At 56.3% G+C, this 19,971-nt stretch carries 23 protein-coding genes; 13 read left to right on the top strand and 10 right to left on the bottom strand.

Features of this window, described 5'->3' with window-relative positions:
• A complete protein-coding gene (eutK, locus tag F8562_RS07395; protein ID WP_014230327.1) occupies positions 1-483 on the top strand; it encodes an ethanolamine utilization microcompartment protein EutK in 483 nt (160 codons plus the stop codon).
• A 48-nt stretch (positions 484-531) separates the two neighbouring features.
• A complete protein-coding gene (gene eutR, locus F8562_RS07390) occupies positions 532-1,584 on the top strand; it encodes an HTH-type transcriptional regulator EutR (protein ID WP_032720556.1) in 1,053 nt (350 codons plus the stop codon).
• A 114-nt stretch (positions 1,585-1,698) separates the two neighbouring features.
• On the opposite strand, the gene hemF is transcribed toward eutR, so the two are convergent.
• Together hemF and amiA are read right to left on the bottom strand one after the other, a co-directional pair.
• Positions 1,699-2,598: an oxygen-dependent coproporphyrinogen oxidase gene (gene hemF / locus F8562_RS07385; RefSeq protein WP_014839170.1), complete on the bottom strand. Its 900-nt coding sequence runs from the start codon at positions 2,596-2,598 to the stop codon at positions 1,699-1,701.
• Positions 2,598-3,473, bottom strand: a complete 876-nt coding sequence (amiA, locus tag F8562_RS07380) for an N-acetylmuramoyl-L-alanine amidase AmiA (RefSeq protein ID WP_004870750.1) — start codon at positions 3,471-3,473, stop codon at positions 2,598-2,600. The genes hemF and amiA overlap by 1 nt, the downstream gene beginning before the upstream one ends.
• A gap of 211 nt (positions 3,474-3,684) precedes the next feature.
• Between amiA and F8562_RS07375 the strand changes: the two genes are divergently transcribed.
• The 9 genes from F8562_RS07375 to cysM all read left to right on the top strand — a co-directional run bounded on the left by F8562_RS07375 (position 3,685) and on the right by cysM (position 11,190).
• Positions 3,685-4,110 (top strand): GNAT family acetyltransferase, encoded by a 426-nt coding sequence (locus F8562_RS07375; RefSeq protein ID WP_004853033.1) that lies wholly within the window; start codon positions 3,685-3,687, stop codon positions 4,108-4,110.
• The gene (locus F8562_RS07370) at positions 4,097-4,546 is read left to right on the top strand and encodes a DUF2919 domain-containing protein (protein WP_004853030.1); all 450 of its coding nucleotides are present in this window, start codon (positions 4,097-4,099) and stop codon (positions 4,544-4,546) included. Before F8562_RS07375 ends, F8562_RS07370 begins: the two co-directional genes overlap by 14 nt.
• A gap of 63 nt (positions 4,547-4,609) precedes the next feature.
• Complete coding sequence (locus tag F8562_RS07365; RefSeq protein ID WP_014839169.1) at positions 4,610-5,185, top strand: RpoE-regulated lipoprotein; 576 nt, start codon at positions 4,610-4,612, stop codon at positions 5,183-5,185.
• Positions 5,186-5,278: 93 nt separating this feature from the next.
• Positions 5,279-6,178 (top strand): Dyp-type peroxidase, encoded by a 900-nt coding sequence (locus tag F8562_RS07360; RefSeq protein WP_014839168.1) that lies wholly within the window; start codon positions 5,279-5,281, stop codon positions 6,176-6,178.
• A gap of 225 nt (positions 6,179-6,403) precedes the next feature.
• On the top strand, positions 6,404-7,420 hold the full coding sequence (cysP, locus tag F8562_RS07355) for a thiosulfate/sulfate ABC transporter substrate-binding protein CysP (RefSeq protein WP_014230322.1): 1,017 nt from the start codon (positions 6,404-6,406) through the stop codon (positions 7,418-7,420).
• Positions 7,420-8,253 carry a sulfate/thiosulfate ABC transporter permease CysT gene (gene cysT / locus F8562_RS07350; protein ID WP_004123378.1) on the top strand — a complete coding sequence of 278 codons (834 nt, stop codon included), beginning with the start codon at positions 7,420-7,422 and terminating at the stop codon, positions 8,251-8,253. The genes cysP and cysT overlap by 1 nt, the downstream gene beginning before the upstream one ends.
• Entirely contained in the window at positions 8,253-9,128 is an 876-nt protein-coding gene (gene cysW / locus F8562_RS07345) for a sulfate/thiosulfate ABC transporter permease CysW (RefSeq protein WP_014230321.1), read from the top strand. The genes cysT and cysW overlap by 1 nt, the downstream gene beginning before the upstream one ends.
• Positions 9,118-10,212 carry a sulfate/thiosulfate ABC transporter ATP-binding protein CysA gene (gene cysA / locus F8562_RS07340; RefSeq protein WP_014230320.1) on the top strand — a complete coding sequence of 365 codons (1,095 nt, stop codon included), beginning with the start codon at positions 9,118-9,120 and terminating at the stop codon, positions 10,210-10,212. Before cysW ends, cysA begins: the two co-directional genes overlap by 11 nt.
• 66 nt (positions 10,213-10,278) lie before the next feature.
• Positions 10,279-11,190 carry a cysteine synthase CysM gene (cysM, locus tag F8562_RS07335; protein ID WP_014230319.1) on the top strand — a complete coding sequence of 304 codons (912 nt, stop codon included), beginning with the start codon at positions 10,279-10,281 and terminating at the stop codon, positions 11,188-11,190.
• Here cysM and F8562_RS07330 read toward each other — a convergent pair.
• The 3 genes from F8562_RS07330 to ptsJ are packed head-to-tail and all read right to left on the bottom strand — an operon-like array spanning position 11,187 to position 13,660.
• Positions 11,187-11,594 (bottom strand): YybH family protein, encoded by a 408-nt coding sequence (locus tag F8562_RS07330; protein WP_014839165.1) that lies wholly within the window; start codon positions 11,592-11,594, stop codon positions 11,187-11,189. The two genes, cysM and F8562_RS07330, sit on opposite strands and share 4 nt — an antisense overlap.
• A 45-nt stretch (positions 11,595-11,639) precedes the next feature.
• A complete protein-coding gene (locus F8562_RS07325) occupies positions 11,640-12,347 on the bottom strand; it encodes a GMP synthase (protein ID WP_009654866.1) in 708 nt (235 codons plus the stop codon).
• Between the two features lie 14 nt (positions 12,348-12,361).
• Entirely contained in the window at positions 12,362-13,660 is a 1,299-nt protein-coding gene (gene ptsJ / locus F8562_RS07320; protein ID WP_089046383.1) for a transcriptional regulator PtsJ, read from the bottom strand.
• An 82-nt stretch (positions 13,661-13,742) separates the two neighbouring features.
• On the opposite strand from ptsJ, the gene pdxK reads away from it, so the two are divergent.
• Together pdxK and F8562_RS07310 are read left to right on the top strand one after the other, a co-directional pair.
• Positions 13,743-14,609 (top strand): pyridoxine/pyridoxal/pyridoxamine kinase, encoded by an 867-nt coding sequence (pdxK, locus tag F8562_RS07315; RefSeq protein ID WP_014839163.1) that lies wholly within the window; start codon positions 13,743-13,745, stop codon positions 14,607-14,609.
• Positions 14,606-14,845, top strand: coding sequence for a hypothetical protein (locus F8562_RS07310; protein WP_004104337.1), 240 nt, complete (start codon positions 14,606-14,608; stop codon positions 14,843-14,845). Before pdxK ends, F8562_RS07310 begins: the two co-directional genes overlap by 4 nt.
• A 41-nt stretch (positions 14,846-14,886) precedes the next feature.
• Here the strand turns inward: F8562_RS07310 and crr are convergent, their stop codons facing one another.
• From crr to cysZ, 5 genes are all read right to left on the bottom strand, one after another.
• Positions 14,887-15,396: a PTS glucose transporter subunit IIA gene (gene crr / locus F8562_RS07305; protein ID WP_000522253.1), complete on the bottom strand. Its 510-nt coding sequence runs from the start codon at positions 15,394-15,396 to the stop codon at positions 14,887-14,889.
• 42 nt (positions 15,397-15,438) lie between these two features.
• Positions 15,439-17,166: a phosphoenolpyruvate-protein phosphotransferase PtsI gene (gene ptsI, locus F8562_RS07300; protein WP_032693091.1), complete on the bottom strand. Its 1,728-nt coding sequence runs from the start codon at positions 17,164-17,166 to the stop codon at positions 15,439-15,441.
• A 44-nt stretch (positions 17,167-17,210) separates the two neighbouring features.
• Complete coding sequence (gene ptsH / locus F8562_RS07295; protein ID WP_002913505.1) at positions 17,211-17,468, bottom strand: phosphocarrier protein Hpr; 258 nt, start codon at positions 17,466-17,468, stop codon at positions 17,211-17,213.
• Positions 17,469-17,849: 381 nt separating this feature from the next.
• Positions 17,850-18,821, bottom strand: a complete 972-nt coding sequence (gene cysK, locus F8562_RS07290; protein WP_004852997.1) for a cysteine synthase A — start codon at positions 18,819-18,821, stop codon at positions 17,850-17,852.
• Positions 18,822-18,980: 159 nt separating this feature from the next.
• The gene (cysZ, locus tag F8562_RS07285) at positions 18,981-19,742 is read right to left on the bottom strand and encodes a sulfate transporter CysZ (protein ID WP_014839159.1); all 762 of its coding nucleotides are present in this window, start codon (positions 19,740-19,742) and stop codon (positions 18,981-18,983) included.
• Between the last annotated feature and the right edge of the window lie 229 nt (positions 19,743-19,971).

Below are 19,971 nucleotides of genomic sequence, written 5' to 3'. Positions count from 1 at the left end.
ATGATCAACGCCCTGGGATTACTGGAAGTGGACGGCATGGTGGCCGCCGTTGACGCGGCGGATGCGATGCTGAAGGCGGCCAACGTGCGGCTGCTCAGCCATGAGGTTCTTGACCCCGGCAGGCTGACGCTGGTGGTGGAAGGCGACCTGGCGGCGTGCCGGGCGGCGCTGGATGCCGGCAGCGCTGCGGCGCAGCGTACGGGGCGCGTTATCAGCCGTCGGGAGATTGGACGCCCGGAAGAGGATACCCAGCGGCTGATCGCCGGTTTTCAACGGCTACCGCAAACGCCGGAGCCGCCGGTGGTCGTGGAATCCTCAGAACCCTTGCTGACGCTGCTCTCTTCGACGCGTCAGGGAATGACGGCAGGGGAGGTGGCCGCCCATTTCGGCTGGTCGCTTGAAGAGGCCAGGAAGGCGCTGGAGCAGCTCTTTTCTACCGGAGCGTTGCGTAAACGCAGTAGTCGCTATCGCTTAAAAAATTAACCAGTCGGAGGTGCCGGGAACGCGAAAGTGCTCCCGGTTTATCAGATCATGAAAAAGAAAAAACCGGCCAACCTGCACCATCTTTATCATGAAGCATTACCCGAAGACGTTAAACTGACGCCGATGGTCGAGGTGGACAACGTCCATCAGCGGCGGACCACCGATGTCTATGAACATGCCCTGACGATTACTGCCTGGCAGCAGATTTACGATCAGCTGCATCCGGGGAAATTTCACGGTGAATTTACCGAAATCCTGCTCGATGATATTCAGGTCTTTCGCGAATATACCGGCCTGGCGCTGCGTCAGTCCTGCCTGGTGTGGCCGAACTCCTTCTGGTTCGGTATTCCGGCAGCCCGCGGCGAGCAGGGGTTTATTGGCTCACAGTGTCTCGGCAGCGCCGAAATCGCCACCCGACCCGGCGGCACCGAGTTTGAGCTCAGCACGCCGGATGATTACACCATTCTGGGCGTAGTGATCTCGGAGGATGTCATTTCCCGCCAGGCCAGCTTCCTGCATCACCCGGAGCGGGTGCTGCATATGCTGCGTAACCAGTCGGCGCTGGAGGTCAAAGAGGAGCACAAGGCGGCGCTGTGGGGCTTTGTGCAGCAGGCGCTGGCGACGTTTAGCGAGAATCCGGAGAACCTTCATCAGCCCGCGGTGCGTAAGGTGTTGGGCGATAATCTCCTGCTGGCGATGGGGGCGATGCTGGAGGAGGCGCAGCCGATGATTACCGCCGAGAGCATTAGCCACCAGAGCTATCGGCGTTTGCTTTCCCGGGCGCGGGAGTACGTGCTGGAGAATATGTCGGAGCCGCTGACGGTTCTCGATTTATGTCAGCAGCTGCACGTCAGCCGCCGTACGCTGCAAAACGCCTTTCACGCCATTCTGGGGATCGGGCCGAACGCCTGGCTGAAGCGCATTCGTTTAAACGCGGTGCGCCGGGAGCTGATTAGCCCGTGGTCGCAGAGCACGACGGTTAAGGATGCGGCGATGCAGTGGGGATTCTGGCACCTGGGCCAGTTCGCGACCGATTATCAGCAGCTGTTCGCCGAGAAACCGTCGCTGACGCTGCATCAGCGGATGCGGCAGTGGGCGTGATGACGATCTATTTAGCGGATGGCGATTCGCGCCGTCATCGCAGGCCTGATAAGCGTAGCGCCATCAGGCAAAACGGCGCCGTATCTGGCCTGCGAACCGCACCATCAGGCAACGTTAAACCCAATCGCGCACCTGAATAAACTCGCTCAGCGCCGCTTCCGGGCTGCCCGCTTCCGGCTGGTAGTCGTATTCCCAGCGCACCAGCGGCGGCATCGACATCAGAATGGATTCGGTGCGGCCGCCGGTTTGCAGGCCGAACAGAGTACCGCGATCCCACACCAGGTTGAACTCCACGTAGCGCCCGCGGCGGTAGAGCTGAAAAGCGCGCTCGCGCTCGCCCCAGACCCTCTCTTTACGCCGCTCGACAATGGGCAGATACGCATCGGTGAAGCCATTGCCCACCGCCTGCATAAAGTCGAAACAATGGTCAAAGTTCGGGGTATTCAAATCATCAAAAAACAGGCCGCCGATGCCGCGCTGCTCGTTACGATGCTTGAGGAAGAAGTAGTCGTCGCACCACTTTTTATAGCGCGGATAAACCTCTTCGCCGAAGGGCTGGCACAGGTCGCGGGCGGTGCGATGCCAGTGAACGGCATCTTCTTCAAAGCCGTAGTAGGGGGTTAAATCGAAGCCGCCGCCGAACCACCATACCGGCTCGGCGCCCGGTTTTTCCGCGATAAAGAAGCGCACGTTAGCGTGGCTGGTGGGGATATAGGGGCTGCGCGGGTGCACGACCAGCGAGACGCCCATCGCTTCAAAGCTGCGGCCCGCCAGCTCAGGGCGGTGCGCGGTTGCGGAGGCCGGCATCGCCTCGCCGTGCACGTGCGAAAAGTTAACGCCAGCCTGCTCAAAGATACCGCCATCGCGCAGCACCCGGCTGCGTCCGCCGCCGCCGCCTTCCCGCTGCCAGCTATCTTCGATGAATTCGCTGCCGTCAACGGCGCTGAGCTTTTGGCAGATAGCATCCTGGAGCTGGAGAAGGAAAGCTTTTACCTGGTGCGCATCGGGTCTCATTAACGTCTCTTCGAATGGGCTTTCTGGTTATCGAACCAGTGGAAATAGCTGATAATGCCGTTGGCAATCGCCGTGGCGATTTTCTGCCGGAACGCGGTGGTGCCGAGCAGTTTTTCTTCGTTCGGATTGGTAATAAACGAGGTTTCTACCAGAACCGACGGAATCGACGGCGATTTCAGCACCACAAACGCCGCCTGCTCGGTATTGCGGCTGTGCAGCTTATGCACCGGCTTGATCTTTTTCAGGATATGCGAACCGAGCGTCAGGCTGTTTTTGATGGTATCAGTTTGTACCAGGTCGAACAGCACTTGCTGCAATAGGTGGTCTTTATCCGTCGTTTTCTTGCCGGCCACTTCATCCGCCCGGTTTTCACGGTCCGAGAGATACTTTGCCATGGCGCTACTGGCGCCGCGGTTGGAAAGGGCGAAAACGGAGGCGCCGGCCGCGCTCGGGTTGGTGAAACCATCGGCGTGAATTGACATAAAAAGATCGGCGCCGTGCTGGTGGGCGATCTCCACCCGGTCATAGAGCGGAATAAAGGTATCGCCGCTGCGCGTCAGGCGCGCATCGATGCCGTTGCTGCGCAGAATGCTGCGCACGTTTTTAGCGATCGCCAGCACGACGTGCTTCTCTTTTGAACCGTTATGGCCGATAGCGCCGGTATCAATACCGCCATGGCCCGGGTCGAGCATCACGACGCGTTTGGCGCCTTTTTTCTTCGCTGCGGGTTTGCTGTGCCCATTGGATGTTTTCAATGGCTGTTGTTCTTTCGCGCTGGCCTGTGAGGCGATCCCTGAAAGCGTGATTGCTGCCAGCCCGGCTTTCAGCACCTGGCGGCGCGAAGCAAGTATTTTTAATGGTTTAAAAGTGCTCATTCGGCCTGAATTGCAAACAAGTGGTAACCAATGTTATATCGTATCGTCTTTTCTGATACGACCATTCAAAATAAGAATTGTTTTACTTTTCATTTCAATACATGACAAAGTCATAGTATGCCATTTTTTGCGGCTCATTGCGCCTGATATTGGCTATCGGGCACAATCACGCCATAATCTCTGTTTTTAACCGTCAATGGTGGGGAATACCATGGAGATACGCGTTTTTCGCCAGCAAGATTTCGAAGAGGTCATCACCCTGTGGGAGCGTTGCGATCTCCTTCGCCCATGGAACGATCCGGAAATGGATATTGAACGTAAGCTGAACCACGATGCCAGCCTGTTTCTGGTCGCCGAAGTTAACGGTGAAGTGGTTGGCACGGTGATGGGCGGTTATGACGGTCATCGCGGGTCTGCCTATTATCTTGGCGTGCATCCTGAATATCGCGGTCGCGGTATTGCTAATGCGCTGCTTAATCGGCTGGAGAAAAAGCTGATCGCCCGCGGCTGTCCGAAAATAAATATTATGGTTCGCGAAGATAATGACGTGGTGCAGGGGATGTACGAACGCCTTGGCTATGAGCATTCAGACGTGCTGTGCCTCGGCAAGCGCTTAATTGAAGATGAAGAATACTGAGTTTATCCCCGCCGATTTCGATACCCACGGCCGCCTGCGTTTGCCGTTTCTCTTTTGGTGCGTGCTGCTGCTTCAGGCGCGGACGTGGGTGCTATTTCTGATGGCCGGCGCGTCACGTCAGCAGGGCGACGCGCTGCTGAATCTGTTTTATCCGGACCACGATAATTTTTGGCTGGGATTGCTCCCCGGCATTCCGGCGGTGCTGGCGTTTATCATTAGCGGGCATCGTCAGCGCTTCCCCCGGCTCTGGCCCATGATGCGCTGGCTGCTGGTGCTTTCCCAGCTCTTGCTGTTGGTCTGGCAACCGCTGTTGTGGATGAGCGGCGAGTCGCCTTCGGCGGTGACCATCGGCCTGCTGGCGGCGGATCTTTACGCGCTCTGGTGGTTGTTAAGCAGCCGTCGGCTGAAAGCCTGTTTTCGCGAAGAACAGGTTTAACGGCACTTTTTGCCGATCGCGCACTCCAACTTGCGTTGAATACATCAGAAAGGACACTCAGTCATGAAATCGCTACGTTTACTTCTCTGCGCACTACCGCTGGCTTTAACCGGCTGCTCAACGATGAGCTCGGTGAACTGGTCGGCGGCTTATCCGTGGAACTGGTTTGGTTCCTCTATGGAGGTGAGCGAACAGGGCGTAGGCAACCTGACAGCGTCAACGGCGCTGAGCGAGCAGGCGATCGGCGACGCGCTCGGCAGCAGCTACCGCCTGCGCAGCGGCATGAAAACGGCTAACGGCAATATTGTGCGCTATTTCGAAGCGTTAAAAGATGACAAGGTCGCGCTGACCATCAACGGCGAGAGCGGGACTATTAGCCGCATCGACGTGCGCGATAGCAATATCAAAGCCGCCAGCGGCGTGAAAATCGGTACCCCGTTCAGCGATATCTACAGCAAAGCGTTTGGCAACTGCCAGAAAGGCAGCAACGATAACGGTGCCGTGGTGGAGTGCAAGGCCGAGGGTAGCCAGCATATCAGCTATGCCTTCACCGGCAACTGGAGCGGCCCTGAAGAGCTAATGCCCTCCGACGACACGCTGAAAAACTGGAAGGTGAGCAAGATTATCTGGCGTCGCTAATTTGATCTGAAGTGATTCGAGGTCCTGAAAAAGCGGGTACAATAGCGCCTTAAAAAGCCACAGCGTTGTGGTTGTACTATTTCAGGAGGAGCGATGTCTCAGGTTCAGAGCGGCATTTTGCCGGAACATTGCCGTGCGGCGATTTGGATTGAAGCAAATGTCAAAGGCGATGTTGACGCCCTGCGCGAAGCCAGCAAGGTGTTTGCCGATAAGTTAGCTACCTTTCAGGTGAAATACCCGGAAGCGAAGCTGGGGGCGGTGGTCGCTTTTGGCCATAACGTCTGGCGTCAGCTAAGCGGTGGCGTCGGGGCTGAAGAGCTAAAAGACTTCCCGTCCTACGGCAAAGGTCTGGCCCCGGCCACCCAGTATGATGTGCTAATCCACATTCTGTCAGCGCAGCATGAGCTGAATTTTTCTGTCGCTCAGGCGGCCCTGTCCGCTTTTGGCGCAGCGATTGATGTCAAAGAAGAGATTCACGGCTTTCGCTGGATTGAAGAGCGCGATCTGAGCGGCTTTGTCGACGGTACTGAAAACCCGGCGGGGGAAGAGACCCGACGTGAAGTGGCGGTGATTCAGGATGGCGTCGATGCGGGCGGCAGCTACGTATTTGTGCAGCGCTGGGAGCACAACCTCAAGCAGCTTAATCGCATGAGCGTTCCCGATCAGGAGATGATGATCGGCCGTACCAAAGAAGCCAACGAAGAGATTGACGGCGACGATCGTCCGGATACCTCTCACCTGAGCCGCGTGGATCTGAAAGAAGAAGGTAAAGGGCTGAAGATTGTGCGTCAGAGCCTGCCGTACGGTACCGCCAGCGGGACCCACGGCCTCTACTTTTGCGCCTACTGCGCGCGTCTGCACAATATTGAACAGCAGCTGCTGAGCATGTTCGGCGATACCGACGGTAAGCGCGACGCGATGCTGCGTTTTACCAAACCGGTGACCGGCGGATACTACTTCGCGCCTTCGCTGGATAGACTGCTGGCGCTGTAAGATCTCCTCCTGACCCTCTCCTGCGGGGAGAGGGAACCGTTCGGCGCGGCCGGCAGGCGTCGAACGTTTTCCGGTTCTGCATGCGTGATTCAGATAAGCTTTGCCATTCCCTTATTCTCTTTTCGACTTCCAAATCGCCAAACGGTATATAAAACCGTTACTCCTTTCATAGCCGTTATAAATATGATGATCAGCAGAAAATCATCATATTGATAAGGGTGCGCAATGGCCGTTAAATCACTAAAAAAAGGATATCTGGCGCTGGCTGCTTCTGTGCTGCTGGTCGCGCAGGCGCAGGCGACGGAATTGCTGAACAGTTCCTACGATGTTTCCCGCGAGCTGTTTGCCGCCCTTAACCCGCAGTTCGAACAGCAGTGGGCGAAAGATAACGGCGGCGATAAGCTGACGATTAAACAATCTCATGCCGGCTCATCAAAACAGGCGCTGGCGATCCTGCAAGGGCTGAAGGCCGACGTGGTGACCTACAATCAGGTGACCGATGTCCAGATTCTGCACGACAAAGGCAAGCTGATCCCCGCCGACTGGCAAAGCCGTCTGCCGAATAACAGCTCGCCGTTTTACTCCACCATGGGCTTCCTGGTGCGTAAAGGCAACCCGAAGAATATCCACGACTGGAATGACTTAGTGCGTTCCGACGTGAAGCTGATTTTCCCGAACCCAAAAACCTCCGGCAACGCGCGTTACACTTATTTAGCGGCGTGGGGCGCGGCGGACAAGGCTGACGGCGGCGATAAAGCGAAAACCGAGCAGTTCATGACCCAGTTCCTGAAAAACGTCGAAGTGTTTGATACCGGCGGTCGCGGGGCTACCACGACCTTCGCCGAGCGCGGTCTGGGCGATGTGCTGATCAGCTTCGAATCGGAAGTGAATAACATCCGCAAACAGTATGAAGCGCAGGGCTTTGAGGTGGTTATCCCGAAGACCAACATCCTGGCCGAGTTCCCGGTGGCGTGGGTGGATAAAAACGTCCAGGCCAACGGTACCGAGAAAGCGGCAAAAGCCTATCTCAACTACCTGTACAGCCCGCAGGCGCAGACCATCATTACCGATTACTACTACCGCGTGAATAACCCGGACGTGATGAACAAACTGAAAGATAAATTCCCGCAGACTGAACTGTTCCGCGTGGAAGATAAATTTGGCTCCTGGCCTGATGTGATGAAAACCCATTTTGCCAGCGGCGGTGAGCTGGACAAACTGCTGGCGGCGGGGCGTAAGTAATGTTTGCAGTATCGACTAAACGCGTGCTGCCGGGCTTTACCTTAAGCCTCGGGACCAGCCTGCTGTTCGTCTGCCTGATCCTGTTGTTGCCGCTCAGCGCGCTGGTGATGCAGCTTGCCCAGATGAGCTGGGCGCAGTACTGGGACGTGGTGACCAACCCGCAGGTGGTGGCGGCCTATAAAGTGACGCTGCTGTCGGCGTTTGTCGCCTCCATTTTTAACGGCGTGTTCGGCCTGCTGATGGCGTGGATCTTAACCCGCTACCGCTTCCCGGGCCGCACGCTGCTTGATGCGCTGATGGATTTGCCGTTTGCGCTGCCGACGGCCGTTGCCGGCTTAACCCTCGCCTCGCTCTTCTCCGTGAACGGGCTGTACGGCGAGTGGCTGGCGAAATTTGATATTAAAGTCACCTATACCTGGCTCGGTATCGCGGTGGCCATGGCCTTTACCAGCATCCCGTTTGTGGTGCGTACCGTGCAGCCGGTGCTGGAAGAGTTGGGCCCGGAATATGAAGAAGCGGCGGAAACCCTGGGCGCCACGCGCTGGCAGAGCTTTCGCAAGGTGGTGCTGCCGGAGCTCTCCCCGGCGCTGATGGCGGGCGTTGCGCTGTCCTTTACCCGCAGCCTCGGTGAGTTCGGCGCGGTGATTTTTATCGCCGGCAACATTGCGTGGAAAACGGAAGTGACCTCGCTGATGATTTTTATCCGTTTGCAGGAGTTTGATTACCCGGCGGCGAGCGCGATTGCTTCGGTGATCCTCGCGGCCTCGCTGCTGCTGCTGTACTCGATTAACACTCTGCAAAGTCGCTTTGGTCGACGTGTGGTAGGTCACTGATGGCGGAAGTTACGCAATTGAAGCGATACGATGCGCCCCGCATCAACTGGGGTAAATGGTTTCTGATCGGTGCGGGCGTGCTGGTTTCCGCATTTATTCTCGTCGTGCCGACGGTGTATATCTTCGTTCAGGCCTTCAGCAAGGGGCTGATGCCGGCGCTGGAAAACCTGGCGAACCCGGATATGCTGCACGCCATCTGGCTGACCGTGCTGATTGCATTGATCACCGTGCCGGTGAACCTGGTGTTCGGCACGCTGCTGGCGTGGCTGGTGACGCGCTTTAACTTCCCGGGACGTCAGCTGCTGCTGACCCTGCTGGATATTCCTTTTGCCGTGTCGCCGGTGGTAGCGGGCCTGGTTTATCTGCTCTTTTATGGCTCCAACGGGCCGCTGGGCGGCTGGCTGGATGAGCACAACCTGCAGATCATGTTCGCCTGGCCGGGCATGGTGCTGGTGACGGTCTTTGTGACCTGCCCGTTTGTGGTGCGCGAGCTGGTGCCGGTGATGTTAAGCCAGGGGAGCAACGAAGACGAAGCGGCGGTGCTGCTGGGCGCATCAGGCTGGCAGATGTTCCGCCGCGTCACGCTGCCGAATATCCGCTGGGCGCTGCTTTACGGCGTGGTGCTGACCAACGCCCGCGCGATTGGCGAGTTTGGCGCCGTTTCCGTCGTCTCCGGCTCTATTCGCGGTGAAACCCTGTCGCTGCCGCTACAGATTGAGCTGCTGGAGCAGGACTACAATACTGTCGGCTCCTTTACTGCCGCCGCGTTGCTGACGCTGATGGCTATTTTGACCCTGTTTTTGAAGAGTGTGGTGCAGTGGCGTTTAGAAAATCAGGAAAAACGTCAGCATCAGGAGGGAAATCATGAGCATTGAGATTGCCAATATTAAGAAGTCTTTTGGTCGCACCCAGGTGCTGAATGATATCTCGCTGGATATCCCTTCCGGACAAATGGTGGCGCTGCTCGGGCCGTCTGGCTCCGGTAAAACCACGCTGCTGCGTATTATCGCCGGGCTTGAGCATCAGACCAGCGGGCACATCCGCTTTCACGGCACCGACGTGAGCCGTCTGCATGCCCGGGATCGTAAGGTGGGCTTTGTATTCCAGCATTACGCGCTGTTCCGCCATATGAACGTATTCGACAATATTGCGTTTGGCCTGACCGTGCTGCCGCGCCGCGAGCGCCCGAATGCGGCGGCCATCAAAGCGAAAGTGACCAAACTGCTGGAGATGGTACAGCTTGCGCATCTGGCGGATCGCTTTCCGGCGCAGCTCTCCGGCGGGCAGAAGCAGCGCGTGGCGCTGGCGCGTGCGCTGGCGGTTGAACCGCAAATTCTGCTGCTGGATGAACCCTTCGGCGCGCTGGACGCCCAGGTGCGTAAAGAGCTGCGTCGCTGGCTGCGTCAGCTGCATGAGGAGCTGAAGTTCACCAGCGTCTTCGTCACCCACGATCAGGAAGAGGCGATGGAAGTTGCCGACCGCGTGGTGGTGATGAGCCAGGGTAACATTGAACAGGTTGACGAGCCGGAGCAGCTCTGGCGCGAACCGGCGACCCGTTTCGTTCTGGAATTTATGGGCGAGGTGAACCGTCTGCAGGGCACCATTCGCGGCGGACAGTTCCACGTGGGCGCGCACCGCTGGCCGCTGGGCTATACCTCCGCGCATCAGGGGCCGGTCGATCTGTTCCTGCGTCCGTGGGAAGTGGACGTCAGCCGCCGAACCAGCCTCGATTCACCGCTGCCTGTGCAGGTGCTGGAAGCTAGCCCTAAAGGTCACTACACGCAATTGGTGGTACAACCGCTGGGCTGGTATACCGAGCCGCTGACCGTGGTCATGCGCGACGACGTCCCGCCGCACCGGGGAGAGCGCCTGTTTGTCGGTCTGCAGCATGCCCGTATTTATCACGGGAAGGAACGCATTGAGACGCGCGAGGATATTGCTCTGGCGGAGTCAGCCTGATAGGTTATCGCGTATGTTTTTCGCCCGGTGGCGTAATGCTTACCGGGCTTTTTATTGGGCAAAACCGTGAATACATTAGAACAAACAATCGGCAACACGCCTCTGGTCAAACTGCAGCGCATGGGGCCGGACAACGGCAGCGAAATCTGGGTCAAACTTGAAGGCAACAATCCGGCGGGGTCGGTGAAAGACAGGGCGGCCCTGTCGATGATTGTCGAGGCCGAAAAGCGCGGAGAGATTAAACCCGGAGATGTGCTGATTGAAGCGACCAGCGGCAACACCGGCATTGCGCTGGCGATGATCGCCGCGCTTAAAGGCTATCAGATGAAGCTGCTGATGCCGGACAACATGAGCCAGGAGCGCCGTGCCGCCATGCGCGCCTACGGTGCGGAGCTGATTCTGGTCACCAAAGAGCAGGGAATGGAAGGCGCGCGTGACTTAGCGTTAGCCATGGCGCAGCGCGGCGAAGGCAAGCTGCTCGATCAGTTCAACAACCCGGACAACCCGTACGCGCACTACACCACTACCGGGCCGGAAATCTGGCAGCAGACCGACGGGCGGATCACCCATTTTGTCTCCAGCATGGGCACCACCGGCACCATTACCGGCGTATCGCGTTTTCTGCGCGAGCAGGATAAAGCGGTGAGCATCGTGGGGCTGCAGCCGGAAGAGGGGAGCAGTATTCCCGGAATTCGCCGCTGGCCTGCCGAATATATGCCGGGCATTTTTAACGCGCAGCTGGTGGACGCGGTGCTCGATATCCATCAACAGGATGCCGAAAACACCATGCGGATGCTGGCGGTGAAGGAGGGGATTTTCTGCGGCGTCAGTTCCGGCGGCGCGGTGGCGGGCGCGCTACGCGTGGCGGGTGAAAATCCTGGCGCGGTAGTGGTAGCGATCGTTTGCGATCGCGGCGATCGCTACCTTTCTACCGGCGTATTTGGCGAAGAGCACTTTACCCAGGGCGCGGGAATTTAAACCTCGGGCACGTCGAGCAGGTCCGTACCGTAGGAGTTATCCACGGTGCAGAGCCAGCGTTCGCCCTGCTGACGAAAGACATAGGTTGCGCGCCGCGTGACCTGTGTTATCCCGGCTTCCGCCGTCGGGATATCCAGCCGGGTCTCCATAATCACCAGCGCATTGCCGCCGCCTTCGATAATCTCCATTTTTCCCTGCGTCACCACCAGCCGGTGCTGGAAATAGTCGGCAATGGCGATAAACGCGTTGCGGATATTTTCTTTGCCCCGCACCACCATGCCTGGCTTGACGACCAGCGCGGCGTCATCAGCGTAATACTCCATCAGTGTCGCGTAATCCTCCTGGGAGATAGCGCGATCGCAGGCTTCGATGGCGGCTTTAAGCTGTGGGTTGGGATTGTGCATTTCTGGCGATCCTCGAATTGTCGGGCTTTAATAAAAGCCTTTTGCTTACTTTGCCGTCAGCTTATCAAGAAACGCCCACAGCTTCTCATTCATTTCGCGATAATCCCAGGCACGCATCTCCTGTTCACTACGAATGAAACGCCTGCCTCTGGCGGCGCTAAGCTCCTGCTGCGAATGGGCGATCAGCAGCTCAATGACCTCAGCATCAAACTCCATGTGGCACTGGAAGCCATAAACCCGGTCGCTGTATTTCACAATTTGTCGCGGGCAGCCTTCGCTGGAGGCCATCACTTCTGCCTCCGGGGTCAGGCCGGGCATATCGTTATGCCAGTGGCCGACGACCAGCGAGGGGCCAAAATGGGCCAGTTTGTCATCCTGCAGGCCCGCGGTGGTGAGCGTGATGGGATAGTGACCCACCTCTTTTTCCGGACTTTGCATGACCGGCGCGCCCAGCGCTTCACCGATAAGCTGCGAGCCGAGGCATATCCCTACCACGATCCGTCCTGCGGCAATGGCCTGCGCAATCAAACGCTGCTCGGCGTGGCTATCAAACCAGGGGCACTCAGATAATGTCGTGCGCGGCGACTGCGGACCGCCGAGCACAACCAGCATATCAAAAGCGTTGGCGTTTTCCGGTAGCCTGTCCCCCGCGTATACCCGCGACCAGCTGATACCGTAGCCGCGCGCCTGCGCCCAGTGCAGGTAAGCTCCCGGCGCTTCAAAGACTTCATGGACGATAAAGTGGATCTGCATAGCGTTAACTCCCGTCACTGTTGTTGTAATATCTGGTATAAGTCATTGGCGAGCTTATTCATTTCATTGTCGCTGAGCGTCGCAAGCGATAGCCTCAGCCCGTGCGAAGGGGCGCGAATGCCGAACGTTTCGCCTTCGCGAACCAGCCAGCCGGCGTGCGCCAGACGGAGCGCTACCGGCTGGCTCGGCTCTTCCAGCGGGAACCAAAAATTAAGGCCGTCTCCCGGCGTCAGGTGGGTGATTCCGCGGCTGGCGAGGGCGGCAATCAGCTTTTCATGCTGCTGACGATAGTGGCGCCGGGTTTCCGCCAGAGAGGCCATAAAGGTGTTGTCGTTAAGGCAGGCGATGACCAGATCCTGCAACAGATGGCTGACCCACTGGCTACCGGAATTAAGCCTCAGTCGCAGCGCCGCCGACGTGTCAGCGTCGCTGGCGACGATGGCCAGACGCATATCTGGTCCCAGGGTTTTTGACAGGGAGCGTACCAGCGCCCAACGCTGACTTTCCGCGGCGATAGGGGAGTACCAGGGCGTGGCGGAGAGCAGCGCGAAATGGTCGTCTACAATCACCAGAACCTGCGGATAGCGGGCCAGTATTTCGCGTATTGCCCGGGCGCGGGATTCGCTGAGGCTACAGCCGGTCGGATTGTGCGCGCGCGGGGTAATAATGACCGCCCGGGCGCCGTTGCGCAGCGCCTCTTCAAGGGCCTCAGGCTGCATGCCTTCCCCGTCGACCGGTACCGGCGAAGGGCTAAAACCGGCGTAGCGCAGCATATTGATGCTGCTGAGAAAGCAGGGGTCTTCGATGGCCACGCTATCGCCGGGCAGCAGCAGGGCGCACAGCAGGCGCTCAAGCGCATCGACAGCGCCGCTGGCAAGGTTAATATCGGCATCCAGGTTCACATCGTTGTTAACCCAGCTGCTGGCCCACGCGGCCAGCCGTGGTTCAACCGCCGCATCGCCGTACAGGCGAGGCGCTGGCGCAATTGCGCCGAGATAGTGCTTGAGGTTTGCCAGGCGAGCGGGGTCGGGATTGCCGCTGGAGATATCCTTCAGCGGCGAAGAGGGATCGCCACCTTCAAGGGCGGGCAGGGTATTATGCGTTTTAATGGCGGTACCATTACGCCCCTGGCTGATAGCCAGGCCAGAGGTCACCAGTCGCTTATAGGCGGCAGCGACGGTATTGCGGTTAACCGACAGCTTGCCCGCCAGCTCGCGGACCGGCGGTAAAACATCGCCAGGCTTGAGTGCGCCGCTTTGTACCAGATGGCGGATGCTATCGAAGATCTCACTGGCAGTTTTTCCAACGATCATTATTGACCTATGACAAAATGAATTTTAGCATAGGACGAATGATAATCAGAGTATGACCCGCTGTCCAGCGGGGGGAGAAAGGATGGGCCAGCAAGATGAAATACAATCGGTGCTCTTCAACGATAAAAGTCGGGCGCTTCAGGTCGATATTGTGGCCGTGCAGTCGCAGGTGGTCTACGGCAGCGTAGGCAACAGTATTGCGATACCGGCGATAAAGCAGCACGGCCTGCGGGTCATCGCGGTGCCGACGGTGCTGTTCAGCAATACGCCGCACTATGATACTTACTATGGCGGCGTTATCCCGGAAGAGTGGTTTGCCGGCTATTTAAAGGCGCTGGAGGAGCGTGACGCCCTGCGCGAGCTACGGGCGGTAACGACCGGCTATATGGGCAGCGCCGTGCAGATTAAGCGTCTGGCGCAATGGCTGCTGCGCATTCGCGAGCAGCATCCTGAACTGTGTATTCTCGTTGATCCCGTCATTGGCGATGTGGATAGCGGCATCTACGTCAAGGCCGAGATCCCTGAAGCCTATCGTACGCATTTGCTCCCGCTGGCGCAGGGGATCACGCCCAATCTGTTTGAGCTGGAAACGCTAAGCGGTCTGCCTTGCCATAATCAGCAGGAGGCGATTATTGCCGCCCGTAGTCTGCTCTCTGATTCACTGAAATGGGTCGTTATCACCAGCGCGCCGGGAGAAAATAGCGCCACGATCAACGTGCTGGTGGTTAGCGCGCAGTCGGTCGAGGTGGTTGAACATCCGCGCGTTGAAACCGATCTGAAGGGAACGGGCGACCTTTTTTGCGCCGAGCTGGCGAGCGGCCTGGTGCGCGGAATGCCGCTGGGCGAGGCCGCCCACGCTGCCGCGCAGCGGGTGCTGGCGGTTATGACCTGGACCAATGAACAGGGCTGCGATGAGCTCATTCTTCCGCCGCGTAGGGAGGGAGAATGAAGAGCTATCGTTTAGTGGTGCGTCAGCAGGGAAGAGTCGTCGGCCATTTTGAGACCACCGGCAGCGAAGCCCTTGAGGATGTCTGCGAAGTGGGATCTTTATTTGGCGCCGTTGGAGGATATCAGTGTGATTTACAGGTTTCTGACAGCGAGAAGCGGATTCTGGAAAGCGGCCCGGAAGGGATGAAAATACTTTCGCGGGAGAAGTGCTATCGGCCGTTTAAAGCGGCGAGATAAAAAAATGGCGCCCGAGAGGCGCCATTCTTCTGCGGCAAGAATTACTTCTTGATGCGGATAACCGGTGTTTCACCCACGGTTACGCTACCGGACAGTTTGATCAGCTCTTTGATCTCGTCCATGTTGGAGATAACAACCGGAGTCAGGGTAGACTTGGCTTTCTCTTCCAGCAGCGGCAGATCGAATTCGATAACCGGGTCGCCGACTTTCACACGCTGGCCTTCTTCGGCGATACGTTTGAAGCCTTCGCCTTTCAGCTCAACGGTATCAATACCGAAGTGAACGAACAGTTCAATGCCGCTATCAGATTCGATTGAAAAAGCATGGTTGGTTTCAAAAATTTTACCGATGGTACCATCTACCGGCGCAACCATTTTGTTGCCAGTAGGTTTGATAGCAATGCCATCACCCACAATTTTTTCCGCAAAAACTACATCCGGCACGTCTTCAATGTTGACGATCTCGCCAGAGAGCGGGGCAACAATCTCAATAGTTCCGGTGTCTTTTTTATCATCAGAAACCAGAGATTTCAATTTATCGAACAAACCCATGATCTTCTCCTAAGCAGTAATTTGGGCCGCGCATCTCGTGAATTAGCAGATTGTTTTTTCTTCAATGAACTTGTTAACCAGCGTCATTAACTCGTCCGTTGTCGGTTGAGCAAGAGCCTGCTCTGCTAATACTTTCGCATCTTCGAAGTTCGTGTTACGGATAATCTTCTTGATGCGCGGGATGGAAATGGCGCTCATAGAGAACTCGTCCAGACCCATACCCAGCAACAGAAGTGTAGCACGTTCATCGCCCGCAAGCTCACCGCACATGCCAGTCCATTTGCCTTCAGCATGAGAAGCATCAATAACTTGCTTAATCAGCGTCAGCACGGACGGGGACATTGGCTGGTAAAGATGTGAAATCATATCATTACCACGGTCAACTGCCAGAGTATACTGCGTTAAATCATTGGTACCGATACTAAAGAAATCAACTTCTTTGGCTAAGTGACGCGCAATTGTCGCAGCGGCTGGGGTTTCCACCATCACGCCAATCTCAATTGCCTCATCAAAAGCTTTACCTTCGAGCTTAAGTTCCTGTTTGTAGATTTCGATCTCTTTCTTCAGTGCACGCACTTCTTCAACAGAGATGATCATCGGGAACATGATGCGCAGTTTACCGAAAGCGGAAGCGCGCAGGATGGCACGAACCTGGTCGCGCAGAATCTCTTTGCGATCCATGGCGATGCGCACTGCGCGCCAGCCGAGGAACGGGTTCTCTTCTTTCGGGAAGTTCATGTACGGCAGCTCTTTGTCGCCGCCGATGTCCATGGTGCGAACGATAACCGCCTGCGAGCCGCACGCTTCGGCAACGGCTTTGTATGCTGCGAACTGTTCTTCTTCAGTCGGCAGCGAGTCGCGGTCCATGAACAGGAATTCTGTACGATACAAACCAACGCCTTCCGCGCCGTTACGTTCGGCACCTTCAACGTCGCGTACGGTACCGATGTTGGCGCAGACTTCAACCTGATGGCCGTCCAGCGTAATGGCCGGCAGGTCTTTCAGCTTAGCCAGTTCCGCTTTCTCTTCAGCGACCTGAGCCTGCAGGTTGCGCAGTTCTTCGATTTGTTGATCGCTCGGGTTAACCAGAACCTGATTATTCACCGCGTCGAGAACCAGATAATCGCCGTTTTTCACCTGGCTAGTTACGCTACCGGTGCCCACGATGGCCGGCAGTTCAAGGGAACGCGCCATGATAGAGGTATGGGAAGTACGACCGCCCGCGTCGGTGATGAAACCCAGCACCTTGTTCAGGTTCAGCTGTGCGGTTTCAGACGGGGTGAGGTCAGCGGCTACCAGGATAACTTCATCCTGAATCGCGCTCAGATCGATGATGGCCAGACCGAGGATGTTGCGCAGCAGGCGCTTACCGATGTCGCGTACGTCAGCGGCACGCTCTTTCAGGTATTCGTCATCCAGTTCTTCCAGGGCAGTAGCCTGACCTTCGATAACTTCATTGGCTGCCGCATCGGCAGTCATATGCTTATCTTTAATCAGGGCTATGATTTCCTGCTCAAGCTCCTCATCTTCCAGCAGCATGATGTGCCCTTCGAAGATGGCTTCTTTTTCTTCACCGAAGGTTTCACCAGCTTTGGTTTTGATGACCTCCAGCTGGGCGGAGGCCTTGGTGCGGCCATTCAGAAAACGTTCAACTTCCTGATCAACCTTATCGGCAGAAATTTTCTTCCGGTCGATGACAATTTCATCTTCTTTCAGCAGAAGTGCCTTGCCGAAAGCGATACCCGGGGATGCTAAAATGCCTGAAATCATAACCCTACCTTACTTGTGACTGATATTAAAAAGAACCCGTGAACTTACTCGAGTTCAGCCATCAGTTTTACCAGATGCTCAACCGCTTTTTGCTCGTCTTCGCCTTCGGCAGAGAGAGTGACAACGGTACCCTGGGTCAGGCCCAGAGTCTGCAGTTTGAACAGGCTTTTGGCGCTGGCGCTTTTGCCGTTGGAGGTTACAGTGATCTCAGAAGTGAAGCCTTTTGCTTCTTTAACAAACTGAGCAGCAGGGCGGGTGTGCAGACCGTTCGGAGCGGTAATAGTAACTTCTTGCTGGAACATTATATTTCCCCAACTTATAGGTTTAGTGTTGTGGACCTAAAGTTTAGCCTAACGGCCAAACTTTAGCCTGTATCGTTAGCGCCGGCATCACGTATCCGGCTCCGGCACCATCAGCGGAAAATTGCTGTGGAAACCTTCAGGCCGTTAACGTCTACCACGTCATTAAACATTATGCCGCTAAAGGAAGACTTGAACCAAATCATAAAATCGATTCAGCTTATGGAAATCCAAATCGGAATAATTTCGCGCATCGAAATAAATGTGCTGGTTAAATACCAGACCCAACGAAGTGAATCAATGCCAGGAGGGGTAAAAGTTTGATGTACGCCACAAAAAAGCACCTGAAAAGGTGCTTTTTTACACGATATTAACAAGCTGGCATTACTGTTGCAGTTCTTTCTCGGTGAAGAGATCGGCAAACAATGCGGTGCTTAAATAGCGCTCACCTGAAGAGGGTAGGATAACCACAATATTCTTGTTGGTAAAGGCTTCATCCTCCTGCAGCTTCAGCGCAGCGGCAACGGCAGCGCCGGAAGAGATGCCGGCCAGAATGCCTTCCTCTTCCATCAGGCGACGGGCGGTGGAAATGGCTTCTTCATTGGTAATAGCCACTACTTTATCCACCAGCTTCAAATCCAGGTTGCCTGGGATAAAGCCTGCGCCAATACCCTGGATTTTGTGCGGGCCTGGCTTCAGCTCTTCGCCTGCCAGCGCCTGGGCGATAACCGGGGAGTCGGTAGGTTCAACGGCAACGGTAATCAGATCTTTTTTACCTTTGGTGCCTTTGATATAGCGGCTCACGCCAGTCAGCGTACCGCCAGTACCGACGCCGGAGATGAAGACGTCGATTTGACCATCGGTATCTTCCCAGATTTCCGGGCCGGTGGTTTTTTCATGAATTTCCGGGTTGGCCGGGTTGCTGAACTGCTGGAGCAGGAGGAATTTTTCCGGGTTGCTGGCGACAATTTCTTCGGCTTTCTGGATGGCGCCTTTCATCCCCTTGGCGCCTTCGGTCAGCACCAGGTTAGCGCCCAGGGCCTTCAGCAGCTTGCGGCGTTCGATGCTCATGGTCTCCGGCATCGTCAGCGTCAGTTTATAACCGCGCGCCGCAGCCACGTACGCCAGCGCGATACCGGTATTACCGCTGGTCGGTTCCACCAGCTCAACGCCGGGCTTCAGCACGCCGCGTTTTTCGGCATCCCAAATCATATTGGCACCGATACGGCATTTTACGCTAAAGCTCGGGTTACGAGATTCTACCTTTGCCAGGATGCGTCCGTTACCGATGCGGTTCAGTCGTACCAGCGGCGTATGGCCGATAGTCAGGGAGTTATCTTCAAAAATCTTACTCATGGCCCGTCCTTAACTGTATGAAATTTGGGAGTACGGCTTCAGCATACCCGCTTAAAGAATATGCGGAAGTAAGGATTTAGCATATCTATATTCAGAAGAGAAATAATGGCAAGCCAGAAGTAATAAGGAGCGGCATAAGCCGCTCCGAAAGCGATAGCGCTACTTCCACATGGCGTGTTTGTCACGGTAGCAATCGACCCACATCGCCGTCGCGCCGCAAATCGCGACGGGCAGGATGACCAGGTTTAGCACCGGGATCATGGTAAACAGGCTGGTCAGGGCGCCAAACTGCATATTGGTCACTCTACGCGTGCGCAGCGCCTGACGCATCATTTTAAACGGCACCTTATGGTTATCAAAAGGGTAATCGCAGTACTGAATCGCCAGCATCCAGGCGCTGAACAGGAACCACAGCACGGGGGCGACGGTCTGGCCGATACCGGGGATAAAGTAGAGAAGCAAAAGGACGATGGCCCGCGGCAGGTACCAGGCGAACTTCTGCCACTCGCGCTTCATGATGCGCGGCACATCTTTCAGGATGCCGAAAACCCCGACATCCGGCGGCGTCGCGCCCGTCAGGCGCGCTTCAAGCTGCTCGGCCAGCAGGCCGCTAAAGGGCGCGGCAATCCAGTTGGCGATTGTCGAGAAGAAGTAGCCGAAGACAAGCAGAATAGAAATGACCACCATGGGCCACAGCAGATAGTTAAGCCATTGCAGCCATTCAGGAACATGGCTCATCAACGAAGGGATCCAGCTGTCCAGACGCGTGAACAGCCACCAGAATGCGCCGCCCATCAGAATAATGTTGACGAGTAAAGGGAGGAATACGTATCGACGGATCCCCGGCAGCCCGATCAGCTTCCAACCCTGCGAAAAATAGTAGACGCCACTGCGCGGGGTCGTTACGGATGATGAAACCATAGTCAGGTAATGCTCCTTTTTCGACATCCAGGCTGAATGCCGGGCTATTTTATCGGGTTAGCAGACAATAACCAGTTAGGAAATGTTCGAAAAAACAGCAAAAAGCACGATTTAGTTCATCTTTATGTAGTGAAAGCCCCCGACGCACTTGCACTTGATGTAATCGGCAAATACTCTTAGTGAGTAAATGTTTGCCGTGGTGGCAAGGTGTTAGAACAACAGAGAATAT

This window comes from Klebsiella sp. RCJ4 (assembly GCF_009025755.1).
GTDB lineage: Bacteria > Pseudomonadota > Gammaproteobacteria > Enterobacterales > Enterobacteriaceae > Klebsiella > Klebsiella michiganensis.
This window is presented reverse-complemented; position numbering and strand designations above follow the sequence as displayed.

Bases quoted from the DNA above. Each gene is read 5' to 3' on its own strand.
- eutK (WP_014230327.1), top strand. From the start codon at position 1: ATGATCAACGCCCTGGGATTACTGGAAGTGGACGGCATGGTGGCCGCC.
- eutR (WP_032720556.1), top strand. From the start codon at position 532: ATGAAAAAGAAAAAACCGGCCAACCTGCACCATCTTTATCATGAAGCA.
- hemF (WP_014839170.1), bottom strand. From the start codon at position 2,598: ATGAGACCCGATGCGCACCAGGTAAAAGCTTTCCTTCTCCAGCTCCAG.
- amiA (WP_004870750.1), bottom strand. From the start codon at position 3,473: ATGAGCACTTTTAAACCATTAAAAATACTTGCTTCGCGCCGCCAGGTG.
- F8562_RS07375 (WP_004853033.1), top strand. From the start codon at position 3,685: ATGGAGATACGCGTTTTTCGCCAGCAAGATTTCGAAGAGGTCATCACC.
- F8562_RS07370 (WP_004853030.1), top strand. From the start codon at position 4,097: ATGAAGAATACTGAGTTTATCCCCGCCGATTTCGATACCCACGGCCGC.
- F8562_RS07365 (WP_014839169.1), top strand. From the start codon at position 4,610: ATGAAATCGCTACGTTTACTTCTCTGCGCACTACCGCTGGCTTTAACC.
- F8562_RS07360 (WP_014839168.1), top strand. From the start codon at position 5,279: ATGTCTCAGGTTCAGAGCGGCATTTTGCCGGAACATTGCCGTGCGGCG.
- cysP (WP_014230322.1), top strand. From the start codon at position 6,404: ATGGCCGTTAAATCACTAAAAAAAGGATATCTGGCGCTGGCTGCTTCT.
- cysT (WP_004123378.1), top strand. From the start codon at position 7,420: ATGTTTGCAGTATCGACTAAACGCGTGCTGCCGGGCTTTACCTTAAGC.
- cysW (WP_014230321.1), top strand. From the start codon at position 8,253: ATGGCGGAAGTTACGCAATTGAAGCGATACGATGCGCCCCGCATCAAC.
- cysA (WP_014230320.1), top strand. From the start codon at position 9,118: ATGAGCATTGAGATTGCCAATATTAAGAAGTCTTTTGGTCGCACCCAG.
- F8562_RS07330 (WP_014839165.1), bottom strand. From the start codon at position 11,594: ATGCACAATCCCAACCCACAGCTTAAAGCCGCCATCGAAGCCTGCGAT.
- F8562_RS07325 (WP_009654866.1), bottom strand. From the start codon at position 12,347: ATGCAGATCCACTTTATCGTCCATGAAGTCTTTGAAGCGCCGGGAGCT.
- ptsJ (WP_089046383.1), bottom strand. From the start codon at position 13,660: ATGATCGTTGGAAAAACTGCCAGTGAGATCTTCGATAGCATCCGCCAT.
- pdxK (WP_014839163.1), top strand. From the start codon at position 13,743: ATGGGCCAGCAAGATGAAATACAATCGGTGCTCTTCAACGATAAAAGT.
- F8562_RS07310 (WP_004104337.1), top strand. From the start codon at position 14,606: ATGAAGAGCTATCGTTTAGTGGTGCGTCAGCAGGGAAGAGTCGTCGGC.
- crr (WP_000522253.1), bottom strand. From the start codon at position 15,396: ATGGGTTTGTTCGATAAATTGAAATCTCTGGTTTCTGATGATAAAAAA.
- ptsI (WP_032693091.1), bottom strand. From the start codon at position 17,166: ATGATTTCAGGCATTTTAGCATCCCCGGGTATCGCTTTCGGCAAGGCA.
- ptsH (WP_002913505.1), bottom strand. From the start codon at position 17,468: ATGTTCCAGCAAGAAGTTACTATTACCGCTCCGAACGGTCTGCACACC.
- cysK (WP_004852997.1), bottom strand. From the start codon at position 18,821: ATGAGTAAGATTTTTGAAGATAACTCCCTGACTATCGGCCATACGCCG.
- cysZ (WP_014839159.1), bottom strand. From the start codon at position 19,742: ATGGTTTCATCATCCGTAACGACCCCGCGCAGTGGCGTCTACTATTTT.